17 protein-coding genes are annotated in these 17,546 nt (G+C 65.0%); 5 read left to right on the forward strand and 12 right to left on the reverse strand.

The genetic code is table 11. The annotated features are described in order from the left end of the window. Positions 1-10: 10 nt before the first annotated feature. The 4 genes from thrC to xerD form a co-directional block, all read right to left on the reverse strand. Entirely contained in the window at positions 11-1,420 is a 1,410-nt protein-coding gene (gene thrC, locus IB275_RS23600) for a threonine synthase (RefSeq protein WP_138525064.1), read from the reverse strand. A 51-nt stretch (positions 1,421-1,471) separates the two neighbouring features. Beyond that, positions 1,472-2,776, reverse strand: a complete 1,305-nt coding sequence (locus IB275_RS23605) for a homoserine dehydrogenase (RefSeq protein ID WP_192291499.1) — start codon at positions 2,774-2,776, stop codon at positions 1,472-1,474. 174 nt (positions 2,777-2,950) lie between these two features. Then, positions 2,951-3,679, reverse strand: coding sequence for a thioredoxin fold domain-containing protein (locus IB275_RS23610; protein ID WP_081515907.1), 729 nt, complete (start codon positions 3,677-3,679; stop codon positions 2,951-2,953). A 226-nt stretch (positions 3,680-3,905) separates the two neighbouring features. After that, positions 3,906-4,802: a site-specific tyrosine recombinase XerD gene (xerD, locus tag IB275_RS23615; protein WP_192291501.1), complete on the reverse strand. Its 897-nt coding sequence runs from the start codon at positions 4,800-4,802 to the stop codon at positions 3,906-3,908. 89 nt (positions 4,803-4,891) lie between these two features. Between xerD and IB275_RS23620 the strand changes: the two genes are divergently transcribed. Beyond that, positions 4,892-6,736: a cation:proton antiporter gene (locus IB275_RS23620; RefSeq protein ID WP_081515910.1), complete on the forward strand. Its 1,845-nt coding sequence runs from the start codon at positions 4,892-4,894 to the stop codon at positions 6,734-6,736. A 98-nt stretch (positions 6,737-6,834) separates the two neighbouring features. Continuing rightward, positions 6,835-7,512 carry a cyclic di-GMP-binding domain-containing protein, MshE-related gene (locus IB275_RS23625; RefSeq protein WP_081515911.1) on the forward strand — a complete coding sequence of 226 codons (678 nt, stop codon included), beginning with the start codon at positions 6,835-6,837 and terminating at the stop codon, positions 7,510-7,512. A 47-nt stretch (positions 7,513-7,559) separates the two neighbouring features. Here IB275_RS23625 and IB275_RS23630 read toward each other — a convergent pair whose 3' ends face one another. The 6 genes from IB275_RS23630 to ffh form a co-directional block, all read right to left on the reverse strand. Then, positions 7,560-7,973 carry an acyl-CoA thioesterase gene (locus IB275_RS23630; RefSeq protein ID WP_192291503.1) on the reverse strand — a complete coding sequence of 138 codons (414 nt, stop codon included), beginning with the start codon at positions 7,971-7,973 and terminating at the stop codon, positions 7,560-7,562. Between the two features lie 159 nt (positions 7,974-8,132). After that, the gene (rplS, locus tag IB275_RS23635; RefSeq protein WP_017522234.1) at positions 8,133-8,483 is read right to left on the reverse strand and encodes a 50S ribosomal protein L19; all 351 of its coding nucleotides are present in this window, start codon (positions 8,481-8,483) and stop codon (positions 8,133-8,135) included. A 43-nt stretch (positions 8,484-8,526) separates the two neighbouring features. Next, a complete protein-coding gene (trmD, locus tag IB275_RS23640; protein WP_024766884.1) occupies positions 8,527-9,270 on the reverse strand; it encodes a tRNA (guanosine(37)-N1)-methyltransferase TrmD in 744 nt (247 codons plus the stop codon). A 3-nt stretch (positions 9,271-9,273) separates the two neighbouring features. Beyond that, positions 9,274-9,810, reverse strand: a complete 537-nt coding sequence (gene rimM, locus IB275_RS23645) for a ribosome maturation factor RimM (RefSeq protein ID WP_192291505.1) — start codon at positions 9,808-9,810, stop codon at positions 9,274-9,276. 5 nt (positions 9,811-9,815) lie between these two features. Continuing rightward, the gene (rpsP, locus tag IB275_RS23650) at positions 9,816-10,064 is read right to left on the reverse strand and encodes a 30S ribosomal protein S16 (RefSeq protein WP_192291507.1); all 249 of its coding nucleotides are present in this window, start codon (positions 10,062-10,064) and stop codon (positions 9,816-9,818) included. Positions 10,065-10,208: 144 nt separating this feature from the next. After that, entirely contained in the window at positions 10,209-11,582 is a 1,374-nt protein-coding gene (gene ffh / locus IB275_RS23655) for a signal recognition particle protein (RefSeq protein WP_081515914.1), read from the reverse strand. 221 nt (positions 11,583-11,803) lie between these two features. Here ffh and IB275_RS23660 point away from each other — a divergent pair, with 221 nt between their 5' ends. From IB275_RS23660 to IB275_RS23670, 3 genes are all read left to right on the forward strand, one after another. Continuing rightward, complete coding sequence (locus IB275_RS23660) at positions 11,804-12,604, forward strand: cytochrome C assembly family protein (protein ID WP_192291509.1); 801 nt, start codon at positions 11,804-11,806, stop codon at positions 12,602-12,604. Positions 12,605-12,646: 42 nt separating this feature from the next. Further along, positions 12,647-13,942 (forward strand): HlyC/CorC family transporter, encoded by a 1,296-nt coding sequence (locus tag IB275_RS23665; RefSeq protein WP_081515916.1) that lies wholly within the window; start codon positions 12,647-12,649, stop codon positions 13,940-13,942. A gap of 284 nt (positions 13,943-14,226) precedes the next feature. Beyond that, complete coding sequence (locus IB275_RS23670) at positions 14,227-15,540, forward strand: MFS transporter (protein ID WP_192291511.1); 1,314 nt, start codon at positions 14,227-14,229, stop codon at positions 15,538-15,540. Between the two features lie 33 nt (positions 15,541-15,573). Here IB275_RS23670 and IB275_RS23675 read toward each other — a convergent pair whose 3' ends face one another. Both IB275_RS23675 and purT read right to left on the reverse strand, forming a co-directional pair. Continuing rightward, a complete protein-coding gene (locus IB275_RS23675) occupies positions 15,574-16,311 on the reverse strand; it encodes an SGNH/GDSL hydrolase family protein (RefSeq protein WP_192291513.1) in 738 nt (245 codons plus the stop codon). Continuing rightward, positions 16,308-17,489: a formate-dependent phosphoribosylglycinamide formyltransferase gene (gene purT, locus IB275_RS23680; RefSeq protein WP_192291515.1), complete on the reverse strand. Its 1,182-nt coding sequence runs from the start codon at positions 17,487-17,489 to the stop codon at positions 16,308-16,310. Before purT ends, IB275_RS23675 begins: the two co-directional genes overlap by 4 nt. Positions 17,490-17,546: the final 57 nt, after the last annotated feature.

Raw genomic sequence — 17,546 nt, forward strand, 5'->3', positions numbered from 1 at the left:
GATCCGCGCTTTAGAGCGGTTTGCCGCGGTTGCCGTGGGCGCTGACGAAGGCCTGGACCTTGGCCAGTTCGTTCGGCAGCACGGTGCAGCGTTCTTCACGCTGGAACAGGTCGGTCAGGTGCGCCGGCAGTGCCGGAACGGCCTCGATACCGGCCTTTTCCACAGCTTCCGGGAACTTGACCGGATGCGCGGTACCCAGGGTGACCATGGGCACGGACAGGCTGCGGCGGCACTCGCGGGCAGCACGTACGCCGATAGCGGTGTGCGGGTCCAGCAGCTCGCCCGACTCGGCGAAGACCTGGGCGATGGTCTCGCAGGTTTCCTCGTCGCTCACCGCCAGCGAATCGAACAGGCGGCGCGCTTCGGTCCAGCGGTCATCCTCGACGGCCAGCTTGCCGGTGGCCTTGAAGTTGTCCATCAGCTCGGCGACTGCCTTGCCGTTGCGACCGTGCAGGTCGAACAGCAGGCGCTCGAAATTGGACGAGACCATGATGTCCATGGACGGCGACAGCGACGCGTGCAGGGTGTCCTTGTCGTAGCGGTTGCCGGACATGAAACGGTGCAGGATGTCGTTGCGGTTGGTCGCGACGATCAGTTGGCTGACCGGCAGGCCCATGTTGCGCGCCAGGTAGCCGGCGAAGATGTCGCCGAAGTTGCCGGTGGGCACCGAGAAGGCCACGGAGCGGGCTGGCGCGCCGAGCTGCAGGGCGGCGTGGAAGTAGTAGACGATCTGGGCCATGATCCGTGCCCAGTTGATCGAGTTCACCGCCACCAGACGGGTGCCTTTCAGGAAGCCCTGGTCGGCGAAGCTGGCCTTGACCATCTCCTGGCAGTCGTCGAAGTTGCCTTCGATGGCGATGTTGTGGATGTTCTCGCCGAGGATGGTGGTCATCTGACGGCGCTGCACCTCGGACACACGGTTGTGCGGGTGCATGATGAAGATGTCGACGTTCTCGCAGGCCTTGCAGCCTTCGATGGCGGCCGAGCCGGTGTCGCCGGAGGTGGCGCCCATGATCACCACGCGCTCTCCGCGCTTGGTCAGCACATGGTCGAGCAGGCGGCCCAGCAGTTGCAGGGCGAAGTCCTTGAAGGCCAGGGTCGGGCCGTGGAACAGCTCCAGCACCCACTCGTTGCCGTTGAGCTGACGCAGCGGCGCCACGGCGTTGTGGGCGAAGACACCGTAGGTCTCTTCGAGGATCTTCTTGAAGTCGGCGTCGGAGATGCTGCCGGCAACGAACGGGCGCATCACGCGGAAGGCCAGTTCGTGGTACGGCAGGCCGGCCCAGGAGGCAATCTCTTCCACGGTGAAGCGCGGCAGGTTTTCCGGCACGTAGAGGCCGCCATCGCTGGCGAGGCCGGCGAGCAGGACGTCTTCGAAGTTCAGCGCGGGCGCCTGGCCGCGGGTACTGATGTAACGCATGGTGTGAAACCTTCGGGTTGGCGGCGGCGCACAGGCGCCGCCGCGTTCGATTCAGTTCAGTTGTTCGACGCGGATGCGTACGACATTGCCGACGACGTCATCCAGCGCTTCCAGCGCGGCGATGGCTTCGATGATGCGGGACTCGAGCACGCGGTGGGTAACCAGGATCATCGGCACCAGACCGTCATGCTCTTCGACTTCCATCTGCATGATCGATTCGATGTTGATGCCGCGCTCGGAGAGGATGGTCGCCACCTGGGCCAGTACGCCCGGATGGTCCTTGGCCTGGATGCGCAGGTAGTAGGCGCTTTCGCAGGCATCGATCGGCAGGATCGGGTGGTCGGAGAGCGAGTCCGGCTGGAAGGCCAGGTGCGGCACGCGGTTCTCCGGGTCGGCGGTCATGGCGCGAACCACGTCCACCAGGTCGGCGACCACCGAAGAAGCGGTGGGCTCCATGCCGGCGCCAGCGCCGTAGAACAGCGTGGAGCCAGCAGCGTCGCCATTGACCATGACAGCGTTCATCACGCCGTTCACGTTGGCGATCAGGCGGTCGGCCGGGATCAGGGTCGGGTGTACGCGCAGCTCGATGCCCTTGTCGGTACGGCGGGCGACGCCCAGGTGCTTGATGCGATAGCCCAGGGCCTCGGCGTAGTTCACGTCGGCGGTGGTCAGCTGGGTGATGCCTTCGGTGTAGGCCTTGTCGAACTGCAGCGGAATACCGAAAGCGATGGACGCCAGGATGGTCAGCTTGTGCGCGGCGTCGATGCCTTCGACGTCGAAGGTCGGGTCGGCTTCGGCGTAGCCCAGCGCCTGGGCTTCCTTGAGCACGTCGGTAAAGGCGCGGCCCTTCTCACGCATTTCGGTGAGGATGAAGTTGCCGGTGCCGTTGATGATGCCGGCCAGCCAGTTGATGCGGTTGGCGGCCAGCCCCTCGCGGATCGCCTTGATCACCGGGATGCCGCCGGCCACCGCGGCCTCGAAGGCGACGATGACGCCCTTCTCGCGGGCCTTGGCGAATATTTCGTTGCCGTGCACGGCGATCAGCGCCTTGTTGGCGGTGACCACGTGCTTGCCGTTCTCGATGGCCTTGAGCACCAGCTCGTGAGCCAGGGTGTAGCCACCGATCAGCTCGATGACCACGTCGATTTCCGGGTTGTTCGCCACGTCGAAGATGTCGGCAGTAATGGGGGTACTGCCGGTTTCACACTTCGGATTGGGGCGACGGGCGGCAATCTGCGCAACCTCGATACCACGCCCGGCACGGCGGGCAATCTCCTCGGCGTTGCGTTTGAGTACATTGAAGGTACCGCCACCGACGGTCCCCAACCCACAGATTCCCACTTTCACCGGTTTCACGCTGAAACTCCCCATGATTACAGCATCGGGGCGCCTGAGACGCCGATGCCCGCAACGAGGCGGGCATGGGAGCAGGCACCATGTCAGAACAGGCGGACTGCCTGTTCCCTAGTCAAAAGGAACCGAACATTACGAAGCGGTTCCGCATTAGTCAATCAGTGCGCAAGCCGCGCCTTACTTGGCTTCCAGAGCCAGCTTGGCGATCTGGCCGGCCGGCTGGTAGCCCGGCAGCAGGGTGCCATCGGCGAGGATGATCGCCGGGGTTCCCTGCACACCGACCATCTGACCCAGAGCGAACTGCGCGTCCACCGGGTTTTCGCACTTGGCGGCCTTCACTTCCTTCTCGTGGAACATGTCGCTCATGGCCGCCTGGCGGTCCTTGGAGCACCACACGGCCTGGAGCTGGGCGTCACCCGGCGAGTTCGGGCCCTGGCGCGGGAAGGCCAGGTAGCGCACTTCGATGCCGCGCTTCTGCAGTTCCGGCACTTCGGCGTGCAGCTTCTGGCAGTACGGGCAGGTGGTGTCGGTGAAGACGGTGATGTGCGCCTTGGTTTCGCCCTTGGCCGGGAACACCACCATGTCCTTGGCGGCGATGGCGTTGATGGTCTTGGCCACACCGGCGCTCTCGGCCTTCTCGGTCAGGTTGGTCGGCTTGCCGTCCTTCACCTGGTAGATGTTGCCCTGTACGACGAACTGGCCGTCGGCGCTGGCATAGAGAATGCGACCGCCCTTGAGCTGCACCTGGTAGATGCCTTCCAGGGGGCCCTTGGAGATGTTCTCGATGGGCAGGTCAGGCTGCAGGGACTGCAGGGTGGTGCGGATCGCCTGGTCCGGCTCGGCCGCCAGAGCGAGGGTGCTGACGAGGCCAAAAGCCGCGGCAGTCAGAAGTCGGGACAAACGCATGGAAAGCTCCTGATGTCAGTCGGCGAAGACTATCACACCGGACCGGCAAGACCGAGCCAAAGGCTGTAGCCGGAAGCTTCGGCGGGAGTAGAGGTTAAGGCCTGGGCCGCAAAGATCGAACAAGGTGTAGACGTCCCTGTCGGTACAGCCTGCCCAGGTTCAGCCCCAGCCCGGCCATCCGTAGCCGGGCGTTCGCGGGGCAACGCATGCGCTGCCAGCACCCCACTCACCCACGCGGGTGGTGCTGGGCATGCAGGTCCTGCAGACGGGCACGGGCAATGTGCGTGTAGATCTGCGTGGTGGAGAGGTCGCTGTGCCCCAGCAGCATCTGCACCACGCGCAGGTCGGCGCCGTGGTTGAGCAGATGGGTGGCGAAGGCGTGGCGCAGGGTGTGAGGCGACAGGCTCTTGCCGATGCCGGCGACCTTTGCGTGAAGCTTGATGCGGTGCCAGAAGGTCTGTCGGGTCATCTGCTCGCCGCGCAGGCTGGGGAACAGCACATCGCTCGGCCGGCCAGCCAGCAGATCACCGCGGGCCTCGCGCACGTAGCGCTCGATCCAGCGGATCGCCTCCTCGCCCAGCGGCACCAGGCGCTCCTTGCTGCCCTTGCCGAGCACGCGCACCACACCCTGACGCAGATTCACCTGCTCCAGGGTCAACCCGACCAGCTCGCTCACGCGCAGCCCGCAGGCGTACAGGACCTCGAGCATGGTGCGGTCGCGCAGGCCGAGCGGGTCGTCGGTCTCCGGCGCCGCCAGCAGGGCTTCGACGTCCGATTCCGACAGCGACTTGGGCAGCGGCTTGCCCAACTGCGGCAACTCCACCAGCAGGGTCGGGTCCTCGGCAATCAGGTTCTCGCGCAGGCAATAACGGTAGAAACCGCGCAACCCGGACAGGAAACGGGCCGTGGAACGTGCCTTGTAGCCCTCACCCAGGCGCCAGGCCAAGTGATCGAGAATCACATCGCGACCGGCCGACTCCAGCGCAACGCTGCGCTCGTCGAGCCAGCCATTGAACAGCGCAAGGTCACTGCCATAGGCACTGCGGGTGTTGTCGGACAGGCCCTTCTCCAACCAGAGGGCATCGAGGAAGCGGTCGATCAGAATATGGGGAACCGGGGTCATTTCAGGCCAGAGCTAAGGAAATTACGGCGCGAGTAGTCTTTCATAGACTCCATCACCCTCACCACTCTTGCGCAGGATGTCGCCGCTCCATGGATGAACACAGCACCTACTACGCCCTCGCCGGCATCGGCGCCGCCTCCCTCGCCAGCCAGTGGCTGGCCTGGCGACTTCGCCTGCCGGCGATCCTGTTCCTGCTGCTGACCGGCATCCTGGTGGGGCCAGTCCTTCACCTGCTATCGCCGGAGATGCTGTTCGGCCCACTGCTGTTTCCGCTGGTGTCGCTGGCGGTCGCCCTCGTGCTGTTCGAAGGCAGCCTGACCCTGCACCTGGACGAGTGGAAGGAAATCGGCACGGTGGTGCGACGCATGGTCACCGTCGGCGCCCTGCTCACCTGGGGCGTGATCGCCCTGGCGACCCACTATCTGCTGGACTTCACCTGGGAGATGGCGCTGCTGTTCGGCACCCTCACCCTGGTCACAGGCCCGACGGTGATCGTCCCCATGCTGCGCGTGGTGCGCCCCAACGCCACCATCGCCAACATCCTGCGCTGGGAAGGCATCGTCATCGACCCCATCGGCGCCCTGCTCGCGGTGGTGGTCTACACCTTCATCGCCGCCAGCGACAGTGGCTCGGGCTGGACCGACAGCCTGCTGACCTTCTTCAGCGTGATCGGCACCGGCATCGTCGCCGGCCTGCTGGGCGGCCAGACCCTGGGCGTGGCGCTGCGCCGCCACTGGCTGCCGGACTACCTGCACAACCTGGCGTCGCTGTCCGTGGTGCTGGGCCTGTTCGTGCTCTCCAACACGCTGATGTCCGAATCCGGGCTGCTGGCGGTGACCGTCATGGGCCTGCGCCTGGCCAACATGAAGGGCGTCGACGTTCGCCAGATCCTGCACTTCAAGGAAAACCTCAGCGTGCTGCTGATCTCTGGCCTCTTCGTGCTGCTCGCCGCGCGACTGGACCTCTCGGCACTGCTGGGGCTGGGTCCGATCGCCCTGCTGGTACTGGCGCTGATCCAGTTCGTCGCCCGACCGCTGAACGTACTGGTTTCCACCGCAGGCTCATCACTCAACTGGCGCGAGCGCGCACTGCTCAGCTGGATAGCTCCGCGCGGCATCGTCGCAGCGGCCGTCTCGGCGATCTTCGCGATTCGCCTGCAGGAAGCCGGCCACGCCCAGGCCGGCGTGCTGGTGCCGCTGACTTTCCTGGTGATCATCGGCACGGTGATCCTGCAAAGCGCGACCGCCCGCCCCCTGGCGCGCCTGTTGAAGGTGGCCGAGCCGGTGCCCACCGGGTTCCTCATCATCGGCGCCAACCCCGTGGCCCGCGCCGTCGGCACCGGGCTGCAGAATGCCGGGGTGAAGGTACTGCTCACCGACTCCAGCTGGGAGAACACCCGCGCGGCACGCATGGAGCACCTGCCGACCTACTTCGGCAACCCCGCCTCGCAGCACGCGGAGGCCCATCTCGACCTGATCGGCCTGGGCCATCTGCTGGCACTGTCGCCCAACGCCGAACTGAACGCCCTGATGTGCATGAGCTTCCGCCACGAATTCAGTCCGCGCCACCGCTTCATCCTGCCCTCCAGCCAGGACAGCCGTCGCAGCGAGAAGCACCGGGTCAGCGACCGCCATCGCGGTCATCCGCTGGGCCAGAGTCTCGTCACCTACCCGCAGATGGCCGGGCTGATCGCCCGCGGTGCGGAAGTCCGCTCGACACTGCTCAGCGACAACTTCGGCTGGGACGAATACCAGGCGCAGCATGGCCAGCGTGCCCTGCTGCTGTTCGCCCGTGACCCCAGTGGCCGGCTGCACATAGCCAGCCCCGAGCAACCGCTTGCCCCTGCCAGCGGCTGGACGGTGATCGCGCTGATCGAAGAAGAGGCGGAGACCGCCGTGAGTAAGAACGACACCGTGCAGGCTCTGACAACCTGACGACCGGCCATGTCAGCCTATCTTTAGGCTGGTGACAGAATGTGTCCGAAAGACAATGATTGCACCACGCCATCATAGCGCCCCACGAAGCCCATGCCATGCCTAGCCAACAGAACTCCCGCCTCGGTCAGATCCTTGTCACCAAGGGCCTGATCACCTCCCATCAGCTGGATAAGGCCATCCAGCTCCAGCTCACCAACGGACTGCGCCTGGGCGAAACCCTGATCCAGCAGGGCTGGATCAGCGAGCGCCAGCTCGGCCGCGCGCTGAAGAAGCAGAACAACCTGCGCCTGGCGGCGACATTGGTCGCCGCCCTGCTCAGCCCGTTCCAGCTGGCCAGCGCCGACGTGCAGCGCCAGGCACCGACGAGCATCACCCGCCACGAAGCGCCCAAGGGCCTCAAGCCGCTGAGCGACCGCGAGATGAGCGACGTCAGCGCCCAGGGTTTCGACGACACCCTGCAGAGCCTGCTGGTCAGTGCCGAGAGCGGCGATGGCGTCGGCGCCATCAAGCAGCTGTCGCGCCTCGTGATGCCGGTGGTCGACAGCCTCGATGCCGAGACCTCGCTGCATGACGTGCAGTACGACACCGCGCACGCTTCCTCGTCCCTGAACCCGGATGGCTCGATCAACGTACGCCTGCCCAGCTCCATCGGCGAGGTACGCTTCGACAACATCCGCGTCGCCGGCGCACCCAAGACCCAGAGCATGGGCAGCCTGAGCCTGCAGAACATCGACCTGTCCCAGGCTTCGCTGAAGATCAGCCTGCGTCACTGAAGGCGAGCCATCACGCAAGAAGGCGCCCGCGGGCGCCTTCTTGCGTTTCAGGCCTCGAAACCGGGCAGGACCGGTACCGGGCGCTTCTCGTCGTCGATAGCGACGAAGCTGAACAGCCCGTGGATGGCCTTCTCGCGGCCGTCGGCGGACATGCTCTCGACGAACACTTCCACCTCGACCTTGAGGCTGGTGTTGCCGACCTTCACTACCCGGCCGATCAGCTCGACGATGGAGCCGGCGGGGATCGGGTGCTTGAAGTCGATGCGGTCGGTGGACACGGTCACCAGCGGCAAACGGCAGAAGCGCGTCGCGGCGATGAACGAGACTTCGTCCATCCAGGCCAGCGCGGTGCCGCCGAACAGGGTGTTGTGATGGTTGGTGGTGGGCGGGAAGATCGCCTTGGTCACGCGGGTTTCGGAAAGCTCCGTACGACGGAGGATTTCCTGGTCTCTGGGGCTCATGCCACTGCTACCTGATGCAATAAGGGTGGCTGCCGGTGCTGCGGATGTTGTGTTTCTAATGCGCTGCCGGGGCAGATGGGACATCCAATTCAAGAGCGAAAAATCACGGGCAAGAAAAAAGCAGCCCGTGGGCTGCTTTTTTCGGGACCAACCGGCGAATTAGGCCAGTTTTTCCTTGATACGAGCTGCCTTGCCGGACAGTTCGCGGAGGTAGTACAGCTTGGCCTTGCGCACGTCGCCGCGACGCTTGACGGAGATGCTGTCAACCAGCGGGCTGTAGGTCTGGAAGGTACGCTCAACGCCTACGCCGTTGGAGATCTTGCGAACGGTGAAAGCACTGTTCAGGCCGCGGTTACGCTTGCCGATGACAACGCCTTCGAAGGCCTGCAGACGCTGACGGTCGCCTTCCTTCACTTTAACCTGGACGATCACGGTGTCGCCGGGGGCGAACGCCGGAATCTCTTTGCTCATCTGTTCAGCTTCGATCTGCTGAATGATCTTGTTGGTCATTTCGTGCTCCTAAGACCTGCGCACGGCGCGGGCCATCGATACGTTAACTATCGTTCCGCTGGCGGATGTATTCCTCCAGCAGCTTTTTCTCTTCTCCAGAAAGCGAGCGGCAATCCAGAAGATCGGCACGTCGTTCCCAGGTCCTGCCTAAGGACTGCTGCAAACGCCAGCGCCGGATGTGTTCGTGGTTGCCGCTGAGCAGCACCTCAGGAACACGTTTGTCTGCGTACACCTCGGGTCGGGTGTAGTGCGGACAGTCGAGCAGGCCATCCGTGAAGGAGTCCTCCTCGGCGGAGTCCACGTGGCCCAGTGCACCGGGCAACAACCGCGTGACCGCGTCAATCAGCACCATGGCCGGAAGCTCACCCCCGGACAGGACGTAATCGCCAACTGACCATTCCTCATCGACATGCTCTTCAATGAAACGCTCGTCGATGCCTTCGTAACGCCCGGCGATCAGGATCAGTCGTTCCTCGTTCGCCAGTTCTTTCACGGCCGCCTGCGTGAGCTTGCGACCTTGCGGCGAGAGGTAGATCACCTTCACCGGTCCGCCTGCGGCTTGCCGGGCATCGCCCAGCGCGCCTTCGAGCGGCTTGATTTTCATCACCATGCCGGGACCACCGCCGAAAGGCCTGTCGTCCACCGTCTGGTGACGGTCCTCGGTGTTGCTTCGCGGGTTGAAGCACTGAAGCTGAATCAGCTCCTGCTTGACCGCGCGACTCGTGATGCCATAGTCGCTGATGGCGCGAAACATCTCGGGAAAGATGCTGATAACCCCTATCCACATGGGCTAGAAGTCCGCGTCCCAGTCCACCCGCATCTCGCCGGCTTCCAGGTCTACCGATTGCACGCACTGATCCGTATACGGAAGCAGGCGTTCACGGTCGTCCAGGCTGCCTGCGCAGGGCTTGACTACCATCACATCGTTGGCGCCGGTCTCCAGCATGTGGTCGAGAATCCCGAACAGTTGCCCGTTCTGGTCGATCACCTTGAGACCTTCCAACTGGCTCCAGTAGAACTCGCCATCGTCCAGCACCGGCAGCTCGCTGCGCGGGACCAGGATTTCGAATTCAGCGAAGGTGCGGGCGATCTCGCGATCTTCCAGTCCCTTCAGCTTCGCGACCAGGACATTGCCCTGCACGCGACCTTGAACCAGCTCAGCCTGTCGAACCTCGTTGCCACGCTTGAGCGTCCAGCGGCGATAGTCCAGCAGGTTGTCCAACGGATCGGTAAAGGAATACACCTTCACCTCACCACGAATACCGTGCACCGATACGATCTTGCCGAGAACAACCATCTCCTCGGCGGGAGCAGTATTCGTGTTCATCGATCTCAGGCAGCCTTGGCGGCTTCCTTGATCAGCTGAGCAACACGCTCAGACGGTTGAGCGCCTTGGCTCAGCCAGTAGTTCAGACGCTCCTGGTTGACCGAGAACTTGACTTCGGCGCCAGTGGCGACAGGGTTGAAGAAGCCGACGCGCTCGACGAAACGGCCGTCACGAGCGTTGCGGCTGTTGGTCACGGTCAGGTGATAGAACGGGCGCTTCTTGGAGCCGCCACGAGCCAGACGAATGGTTACCATGCGTACGTTGTTCCTATGGTTTGCTTGCAAAAAAGAAATGCAGCCCTCGGGCACATAGCCCGAAAGGCCGCATATTCTATGAGCTAAAGCCACGCGCCGCAAGCCGCAGCGCGTCCGGTCCGCCAGGCGGCGAGCCGTCTGGCCTCACATCTTGGGCATGCCGCCGGGGAACATGCTCCCCATGCCGCGCATCATCTTGGCCATGCCGCCCTTGGCGGTGACCTTCTTCATCATCTTCTGCATCTGCTTGTGCTGCTTGATGAGGCGACCAACGTCCTGCACCTGGGTACCCGAACCCATGGCGATGCGGCGCTTGCGCGAGCCGCTGATCACTTCCGGATCACGGCGCTCGGCAGGAGTCATGGAGTTGATGATCGCCTCCATCTGCTTGAACTGCTTCTCCGCCGCGTTCTGCGCGTTGCCCATCTGCGACAGGTTGACGCCGCCGAGCATCGGCAGCTTGTCCATGAGGCTGCCCAGGCCGCCCATGTTCTTCATCTGTTGCAGCTGATCGCGGAAGTCTTCCAGGTCGAAGCCCTTGCCCTTCTTGATCTTCTTCGCGAGCTTCTCGGCCTTCTCGCGGTCCATGCTCTGCTCGGCCTGCTCGATCAGGCTGAGCACGTCACCCATGCCGAGGATGCGCGAGGCCACGCGATCGGGGTGGAACGGATCGAGCGCCTCGCTCTTCTCGCCCATGCCGAGGAACTTGATCGGCTTGCCGGTGATGGCGCGCACGGACAGCGCGGCACCACCACGGGCGTCGCCGTCGACCTTGGTCAGCACCACGCCGGTCAGCGGCAGCGCATCATTGAAGGCCTTGGCGGTATTGGCTGCGTCCTGGCCGGTCATGGCGTCGACCACGAACAGGGTTTCCACCGGCTTGATCGCCGCGTGGACCTGCTTGATCTCGTCCATCATGTCGGCGTCGATGTGCAGACGGCCGGCGGTGTCGACGATCACCACGTCGATGAACTTCAGCTTGGCTTCGCGGATCGCCGCTTCGGCGATGGCGACCGGCTTCTGGCTGGTGTCGGACGGGAAGAAGGTCACGTCCAGGTCGTTGGCCAGGGTTTCCAGCTGTTTGATCGCCGCCGGACGGTAGACGTCGGCGGACACCAGCAGCACGGACTTTTTCTTGCGCTCTTTCAGGAAGCGCGCCAGCTTGCCGGCGGTGGTGGTCTTGCCCGCGCCCTGCAGGCCGGCCATCAGGATGACCGCCGGCGGGGCTGCTGCGAGGTCGAGGTCCTCGTTGGCCGCGCCCATCAGCTCGACCAGTTCGGCCTGGACGATCTTCACGAAGGCCTGGCCCGGGGTCAGGCTCTTGGAAACTTCGGTGCCGACCGCGCGATCCTTGATCTTGGCGACGAAGTCCTTGACCACCGGCAGGGCCACGTCGGCTTCCAGCAGGGCCATCCGCACTTCGCGGAGCGTGTCCTTGATGTTGTCCTCGGTCAGCTTGGCCTTGCCGGTGACGTGGCGCAGCGTTTGCGAGAGGCGATCTGTAAGGTTTTCGAACATGCGCGTTCCTAATCAGGCCCGGTCGGACCAGGGTTTGGCTTGTCAGCAAGCCGCCGATTATAACCAAGTGCGGCCAACGCCAACACCGCCGATGATCCCGATGTGACGGACCGCTTCGCAGGCCAGTAGCGAACTGTTCTCAGCGGCTTTCTAGGCGCGGGCGATCTGTGCCAAACTCAGCACCTTTCGGGTCCCCCGTCGAAGGACTGTTCCAAGGACTTATGCAACCTCTGCTGCCCAGCCTGATCGCCGCCGTCCTTTATATCGGCACCACCGCCTACCAGGGCGCAAGCCTGGCCCGCCGCACCCCGCCGCAGAAACCGCTGCTCCTCCTGCTGGGCCTGGTCGCCCTGCTCTGCCAGGCGTACAGCCTGAGCCAGGAGCTGCTGACGCCCGCGGGCCTGGCGCTGGACTTCTTCAACGCCGCCAGCCTGATCTCCGCCGCGGTTACCGCCCTGACCCTGCTGGCGTGCCTGCGCATCCCGGTGCACAACCTGCTGATCTTCCTTTATCCGCTCGGCGCGCTGACCACCCTGCTGGCCGTGCTGATGCCCCACGGCACCATCGAGCCGATCAACGAGCAGCCCGGCATCCTCGCCCACATCCTGCTGTCGATCCTGGCCTATGGCCTGCTGACCATCGCCGTGGTCCAGGCGCTGCTCCTGCTGGTGCAGGACCATCAGCTCAAGCACAAGCACCCGTCGGGCCTGATCCGCAACTTCCCGCCGCTGCAGACCATGGAAAGCCTGCTCTTCGGCTTCCTCTGGGGCGGCTGGTCGCTGCTCTCGCTGTCGCTGATCTCCGGCTGGCTGTTCGTCGACAACCTGTTCGCCCAGCATCTGGCGCACAAGACCATCCTCTCCTGCTTCGCCTGGGTGGTATTCGGCGTACTGCTGTGGGGCCGCCACCAGCTCGGCTGGCGCGGCCACAAGGCGATCCGCTGGACCCTCGCGGGTTTCTGCCTGCTGATGCTGGCCTACTTCGGCAGCAAGCTGGTCAAGGAATTCATCCTGCACATCTGACGCTAACGGCGGCGCCCGAGCGCCGCTGAAGGACCTGCGCGCATGGAAGAGATCCACCCCGGCTACCTGATCGGCCTGCTGGTCTTCCTGATCCTCTGCTCGGCGTTCTTCTCCAGCGTCGAGACCGGCATGCTCAGCCTCGACCGCTACCGCCTGCGCCACCTGTCCAAGAAGGGCAACCGCGGCGCACGGCGCACCAGCTGGCTGCTGCTGCGCACCGACCGGCTGCTGGGCACCATCCTGATCGGCAACAACTTCGTCAACATCATCGCTTCGTCCCTGGCGACCCTGCTGGCCCTGCGCCTGTGGGGCGAGGCCGGCGTGGCCATCGCCACCGTGGCACTGACGCTGATCCTGCTGATCTTCGGCGAAATCACCCCCAAGACCTACGCCGCCCTGCGCCCCGAGCGCGTCGCCTTCCCTGCCAGCCTGCCGCTGATCTGGATGCAGAAGCTGTTCAGCCCGCTGCTCTGGCTGATGACCGGCATCAGCAACCTTCTGCTGCGCCTGGGCGGCCTCGACCCGACCCAGCGTGGCAACAAGCCGCTGAGCAATGACGAGCTGCGCAGCGTGGTCACCGACTCCAGCGAGAAGCTCACCAACAACCGCCAGGACATGCTGCTGAGCATCCTCGACCTGGAAAAGATCACGGTGAACGACCTGATGGTGCCGCGCAACGAAGTTCAGGGCATCGACCTGGACGATGAGCTGGAAACCATCATCGGCCAGCTGCGCAACACCACTCACACCCGCCTGCCGGTGTTCCGCAACGACATCAACCAGGTCGAGGGCGTGGTGCACATGCGCCAGATCGCCCGCCTGCTGACCCATAACCAGTTGACCAAGGAAAGCCTCAAGGCCGCGTGCCTGGAGCCCTACTTCGTGCCCGAGAGCACGCCGCTGTCGACCCAGCTGATCAACTTCCAGAAGCAGAAGCGGCGCATCGGCATCGTCGTCGACGAGTACGGCGAGGTGATCGGCATCATCACCCTGGAAGACATCCTCGAAGAAATCGTCGGCGAGTTCAGCAACCAGAACACCCTGCGCAACCCGGACATCCATCCCCAGGCCGACGGCACCTACGTCATCGACGGCTCGGCCAACTTGCGCGACGTCAACCGAGCCCTGGGCTGGCAACTGCCCAGCGACGGCCCCAAGACCCTCAACGGCCTGGTCACCGAAGCGCTGGAACAGATTCCCGACTGCGCGGTATGCCTGAAGATCGGCCGCTACCGCCTGGAAATCCTCCAGTCCGGCGAAAACCGGGTGAAAAGTGTGCGCGCCTGGCTGCCCGGCGCGCCGCCCAGGGAAGCGCCCTACACCGACGAGCTTGCCTGAGCCGCCCCGCCCGCCCCTATAATCCGGACGGCTTACCCAGCCTCCCGCCTGTGCCCGTCGTTACCCGCGACGCCGCGCCGGCCAGTCAATCGCACGCCCCGCCGAGCCTCGACCCGCGTCGTTGCCTTGCGAAGCAGCCGGACTCGCCCTGACCCGCCGCGAGCCGCGCCCACCCTGCCCCGATCCCGGGCCGCGCTCGCACTCGCGCCATGGCGATGCCTCCTATGACGCTGGACACGATCAGAGAGTCGTCGCCAGCCGTGACTGTCAGGGATATTCCCCGTATGACCAGCGCCACCCTCGAAGCCGCACAGCCGGCCGAACAGACCAACTCCACCACCCGCGTCGCGGTGGCCAGCTTCATCGGCACCGCCATCGAGTTCTACGACTTCTACGTCTACGCTACCGCCGCCGCGCTGGTGATCGGCCCGGTGTTCTTCCCGCAGACCTCCGGTACCGCCCAGGCGCTCAGCGCCTTCATCACCTTCGGCATCGCCTTCCTTGCCCGCCCGCTGGGCTCGGCGCTGTTCGGCCATTTCGGCGACCGCATCGGGCGCAAATCGACCCTGGTGGCCTCATTGCTGCTGATGGGCATCTCCACCACCCTGATCGGCCTGCTGCCGGGCTACGACAGCATTGGCGCCTGGGCGCCGATCCTGCTCTGCGTGCTTCGCTTCGGCCAGGGCCTCGGGCTGGGTGGTGAATGGGGCGGTGCTGCGCTGCTGGCCACGGAGAACGCGCCCAAGGGCCGTCGCGCCTGGTTCGGCATGTTCCCACAGATGGGCCCGTCGATTGGCTTCCTCGCCGCCAACGGCCTGTTCCTCTGCCTGGCCATGTTCCTCAGCGAAGAGCAGTTCCGCGCCTGGGGCTGGCGCATCCCGTTCGTGCTCAGTGCCGTGCTGGTCTTGGTCGGCCTGTACGTGCGCCTGAAGCTGGTAGAAACGCCAGTGTTCGCCAAGGCCATGGAACGCCACGAGCGCTCCAGCCTGCCGATCGCCGAACTGCTGAGCAAACACTGGCGACCGACCCTGCTGGGCGCCCTGGCGATGGTGGTGTGCTACGCACTCTTCTATATCTCCACGGTGTTCTCGCTGAGCTACGGCGTCAGCACCCTGGGCTACAGCCGCGAGGACTTCCTCGGCCTGCTGTGCATTGCCGTGCTCTTCATGGCCGCCGCCACACCGGTCTCGGCCTGGCTGAGCGACCGCTTCGGGCGCAAGCCGGTACTGATCGTCGGCACCCTCGCCGCCATCGCCTCGGGCTTCGCCATGGAGCCGCTGCTGAGCCAGGGCTCCTCGGTGGAAGTGGCGGTATTCCTGTCGCTGGAACTGTTCCTCATGGGCGTGACCTTCGCCCCCATGGGCGCACTCCTACCGGAACTCTTCCCCACCCACGTGCGCTACACCGGCGCTTCGGCGGCCTACAACCTGGGCGGCATCCTCGGTGCCTCGGTAGCGCCGTACATCGCGCAGAAACTGGTGGGCATGGGTGGATTGAGCTGGGTGGGCGGTTACGTGTCGGTCGCGGCCGCACTCAGCCTGCTGGCCGTGCTGTGCCTGCGCGAGACCCGCGAGGCAGATCTGAACGACATTCGCTGAGGCCCGATCTCTTCTGTAGGAGCGAGCTTGCTCCTACAGGTCAGGGCTGGGCTGGGCAACCAGCCACTGCGCCAGATGCTCGCCCCAGACCTGGTAGCCCAGCGCCGACGGGTGATAGCCATCGATGGCGAGGAACTGCGGCTGCATCTCCAGGCTCACCCCGCAATAGCCCGCCCCCTGCGCCAGCGCCAGGGCACTGAGCTGGCGATCCAGCAGCATCGCGCGCCAACCCAGCAATTGTCGCAATAACCAGGGCAAGGCCGTGAAGTGCTGCAACGGAGGCACCGCCGTGCACACCACCCGTGCGCCACGGCCACGGAAGTGCTCGATCAACTGCCCGAGGGAGCCCAGCCAACGCTGGCTGGAGCTGAAGTGCGTGGTGTCGTTGACGCCGAAGACCAGCGCCACAAGGTCGTAGGCCTCTCCGGCCAGCGGCAGCAGGCGTTCGCAGGCCTCACCGACGGTGATGCCGTTCTCCCCCACCGCATGCCAGGCGACGGGGCGCTGGAGACGATCTGAAAGTGCCAAAGCCAGCCGGCCGGCCAAGGCGAAATCCAGGCAGGAAGCGCCGACACCGGCGACGGTGGACTCGCCCAACAACAACAGACGAAAGGGGTCGCCGGCAAATTCCGTCCCTGCGATGCCTTCGCAGGCGCCGGCGGCGGGTGCCAGGCGCAAGGCCGTGCGCCGGGTGCGCACGGCCAAGGGCAGGGCCAGCGGCAGCAGCGGCAACGCCGCTGCCCACCACATCAGCCCCGCCCAGCGGCTCACAGCTCGACTTTGACCGCCTGGGCCGAACGGGTGGCCTTGGCGCGAGCGGCGTCGATCGACTCGTCGCGCGCCAGGGCGACACCCATGCGTCGCTGGCCGTCCACTTCCGGCTTGCCGAACAGGCGCAGCGCGGTGTCCGGTTCGCTCAGCGCGGCGCCGAGATTGCCGAAGGACACCTGCTGCGACTTGCCTTCTACCAGGATCACCGCCGAGGCGGAGTCACCCAGCTGGCGGATCACCGGGATCGGCAGGCCGAGGATGGCGCGGGCGTGCAGGGCGAACTCGGAGAGGTCCTGGGAAATCAGGGTGACCAGGCCGGTGTCGTGAGGGCGCGGGGAGACTTCGCTGAACCACACTTCATCGCCCTTCACGAACAGCTCCACGCCGAACAGGCCGCGACCGCCGAGGGCTTCGGTGACCGCCCTGGCCACGCGCTCGGACTCGGCCAGCGCCTTCGGGCTCATCGCCTGGGGCTGCCAGGACTCGTGGTAGTCGCCCTTCACCTGACGGTGGCCGATGGGCGCGCAGAAGGTGGTGCCGCCGATGTGGCGCACGGTCAGCAGGGTGATTTCATAGTCGAAGTCGATGAAGCCTTCGACTATGACGCGGCCCTTGCCGGCGCGGCCACCTTCCTGGGCGTAATCCCAGGCGGTCTTCAGGTCGGCGTCGGACTTGAGCACGCTCTGACCCTTGCCCGAGGAGCTCATGATCGGCTTCACCACGCACGGATAGCCCACGGCGGCGACACCAGCGGCGTAGTCCTCGTAGGTGTCGGCGAAGTGGTACGGCGAGGTCGGCAGGCCCAGCTCTTCAGCGGCCAGGCGCCGGATGCCCTCACGGTTCATGGTCAGCTGGGCAGCACGGGCGGTGGGGATGACGGTGTAGCCTTCGCTCTCCAGCTCGACCAGGGTCGCGGTGGCGATGGCTTCGATCTCCGGCACAATGTAGTGCGGTTTCTCCTGCTCGATCACCGCGCGCAGGGCGACACCGTCGAGCATGCTGATCACGTGGCTGCGATGCGCGACCTGCATGGCCGGCGCATTCTCGTAGCGGTCGACGGCAATCACTTCGCAGCCCAGGCGCTGCAGCTCGATCGCCACTTCCTTGCCCAGCTCGCCGGAGCCACAGAGCAGTACGCGGGTCGCGCTCGGCGACAGGGGAGTTCCAATACGGGGCATTGCGGGAAACCTCAGGAAGGGAAAGTTCGAAACGGGGTAGCTCTCAGGCGTGCAGGC

Source organism: Pseudomonas sp. PDM21, assembly GCF_014852505.2.
GTDB lineage: Bacteria > Pseudomonadota > Gammaproteobacteria > Pseudomonadales > Pseudomonadaceae > Pseudomonas.

Excerpts from the sequence above, each read along its gene's own strand:
- thrC (WP_138525064.1), bottom strand. The coding sequence starts at position 1,420 with ATGCGTTACATCAGTACCCGCGGCCAGGCGCCCGCGCTGAACTTCGAA.
- IB275_RS23610 (WP_081515907.1), bottom strand. The coding sequence starts at position 3,679 with ATGCGTTTGTCCCGACTTCTGACTGCCGCGGCTTTTGGCCTCGTCAGC.
- xerD (WP_192291501.1), bottom strand. The coding sequence starts at position 4,802 with ATGACCCCGGTTCCCCATATTCTGATCGACCGCTTCCTCGATGCCCTC.
- IB275_RS23620 (WP_081515910.1), top strand. The coding sequence starts at position 4,892 with ATGGATGAACACAGCACCTACTACGCCCTCGCCGGCATCGGCGCCGCC.
- IB275_RS23625 (WP_081515911.1), top strand. The coding sequence starts at position 6,835 with ATGCCTAGCCAACAGAACTCCCGCCTCGGTCAGATCCTTGTCACCAAG.
- IB275_RS23630 (WP_192291503.1), bottom strand. The coding sequence starts at position 7,973 with ATGAGCCCCAGAGACCAGGAAATCCTCCGTCGTACGGAGCTTTCCGAA.
- rplS (WP_017522234.1), bottom strand. The coding sequence starts at position 8,483 with ATGACCAACAAGATCATTCAGCAGATCGAAGCTGAACAGATGAGCAAA.
- trmD (WP_024766884.1), bottom strand. The coding sequence starts at position 9,270 with ATGTGGATAGGGGTTATCAGCATCTTTCCCGAGATGTTTCGCGCCATC.
- rimM (WP_192291505.1), bottom strand. The coding sequence starts at position 9,810 with ATGAACACGAATACTGCTCCCGCCGAGGAGATGGTTGTTCTCGGCAAG.
- rpsP (WP_192291507.1), bottom strand. The coding sequence starts at position 10,064 with ATGGTAACCATTCGTCTGGCTCGTGGCGGCTCCAAGAAGCGCCCGTTC.
- ffh (WP_081515914.1), bottom strand. The coding sequence starts at position 11,582 with ATGTTCGAAAACCTTACAGATCGCCTCTCGCAAACGCTGCGCCACGTC.
- IB275_RS23660 (WP_192291509.1), top strand. The coding sequence starts at position 11,804 with ATGCAACCTCTGCTGCCCAGCCTGATCGCCGCCGTCCTTTATATCGGC.
- IB275_RS23665 (WP_081515916.1), top strand. The coding sequence starts at position 12,647 with ATGGAAGAGATCCACCCCGGCTACCTGATCGGCCTGCTGGTCTTCCTG.
- IB275_RS23670 (WP_192291511.1), top strand. The coding sequence starts at position 14,227 with ATGACCAGCGCCACCCTCGAAGCCGCACAGCCGGCCGAACAGACCAAC.
- purT (WP_192291515.1), bottom strand. The coding sequence starts at position 17,489 with ATGCCCCGTATTGGAACTCCCCTGTCGCCGAGCGCGACCCGCGTACTG.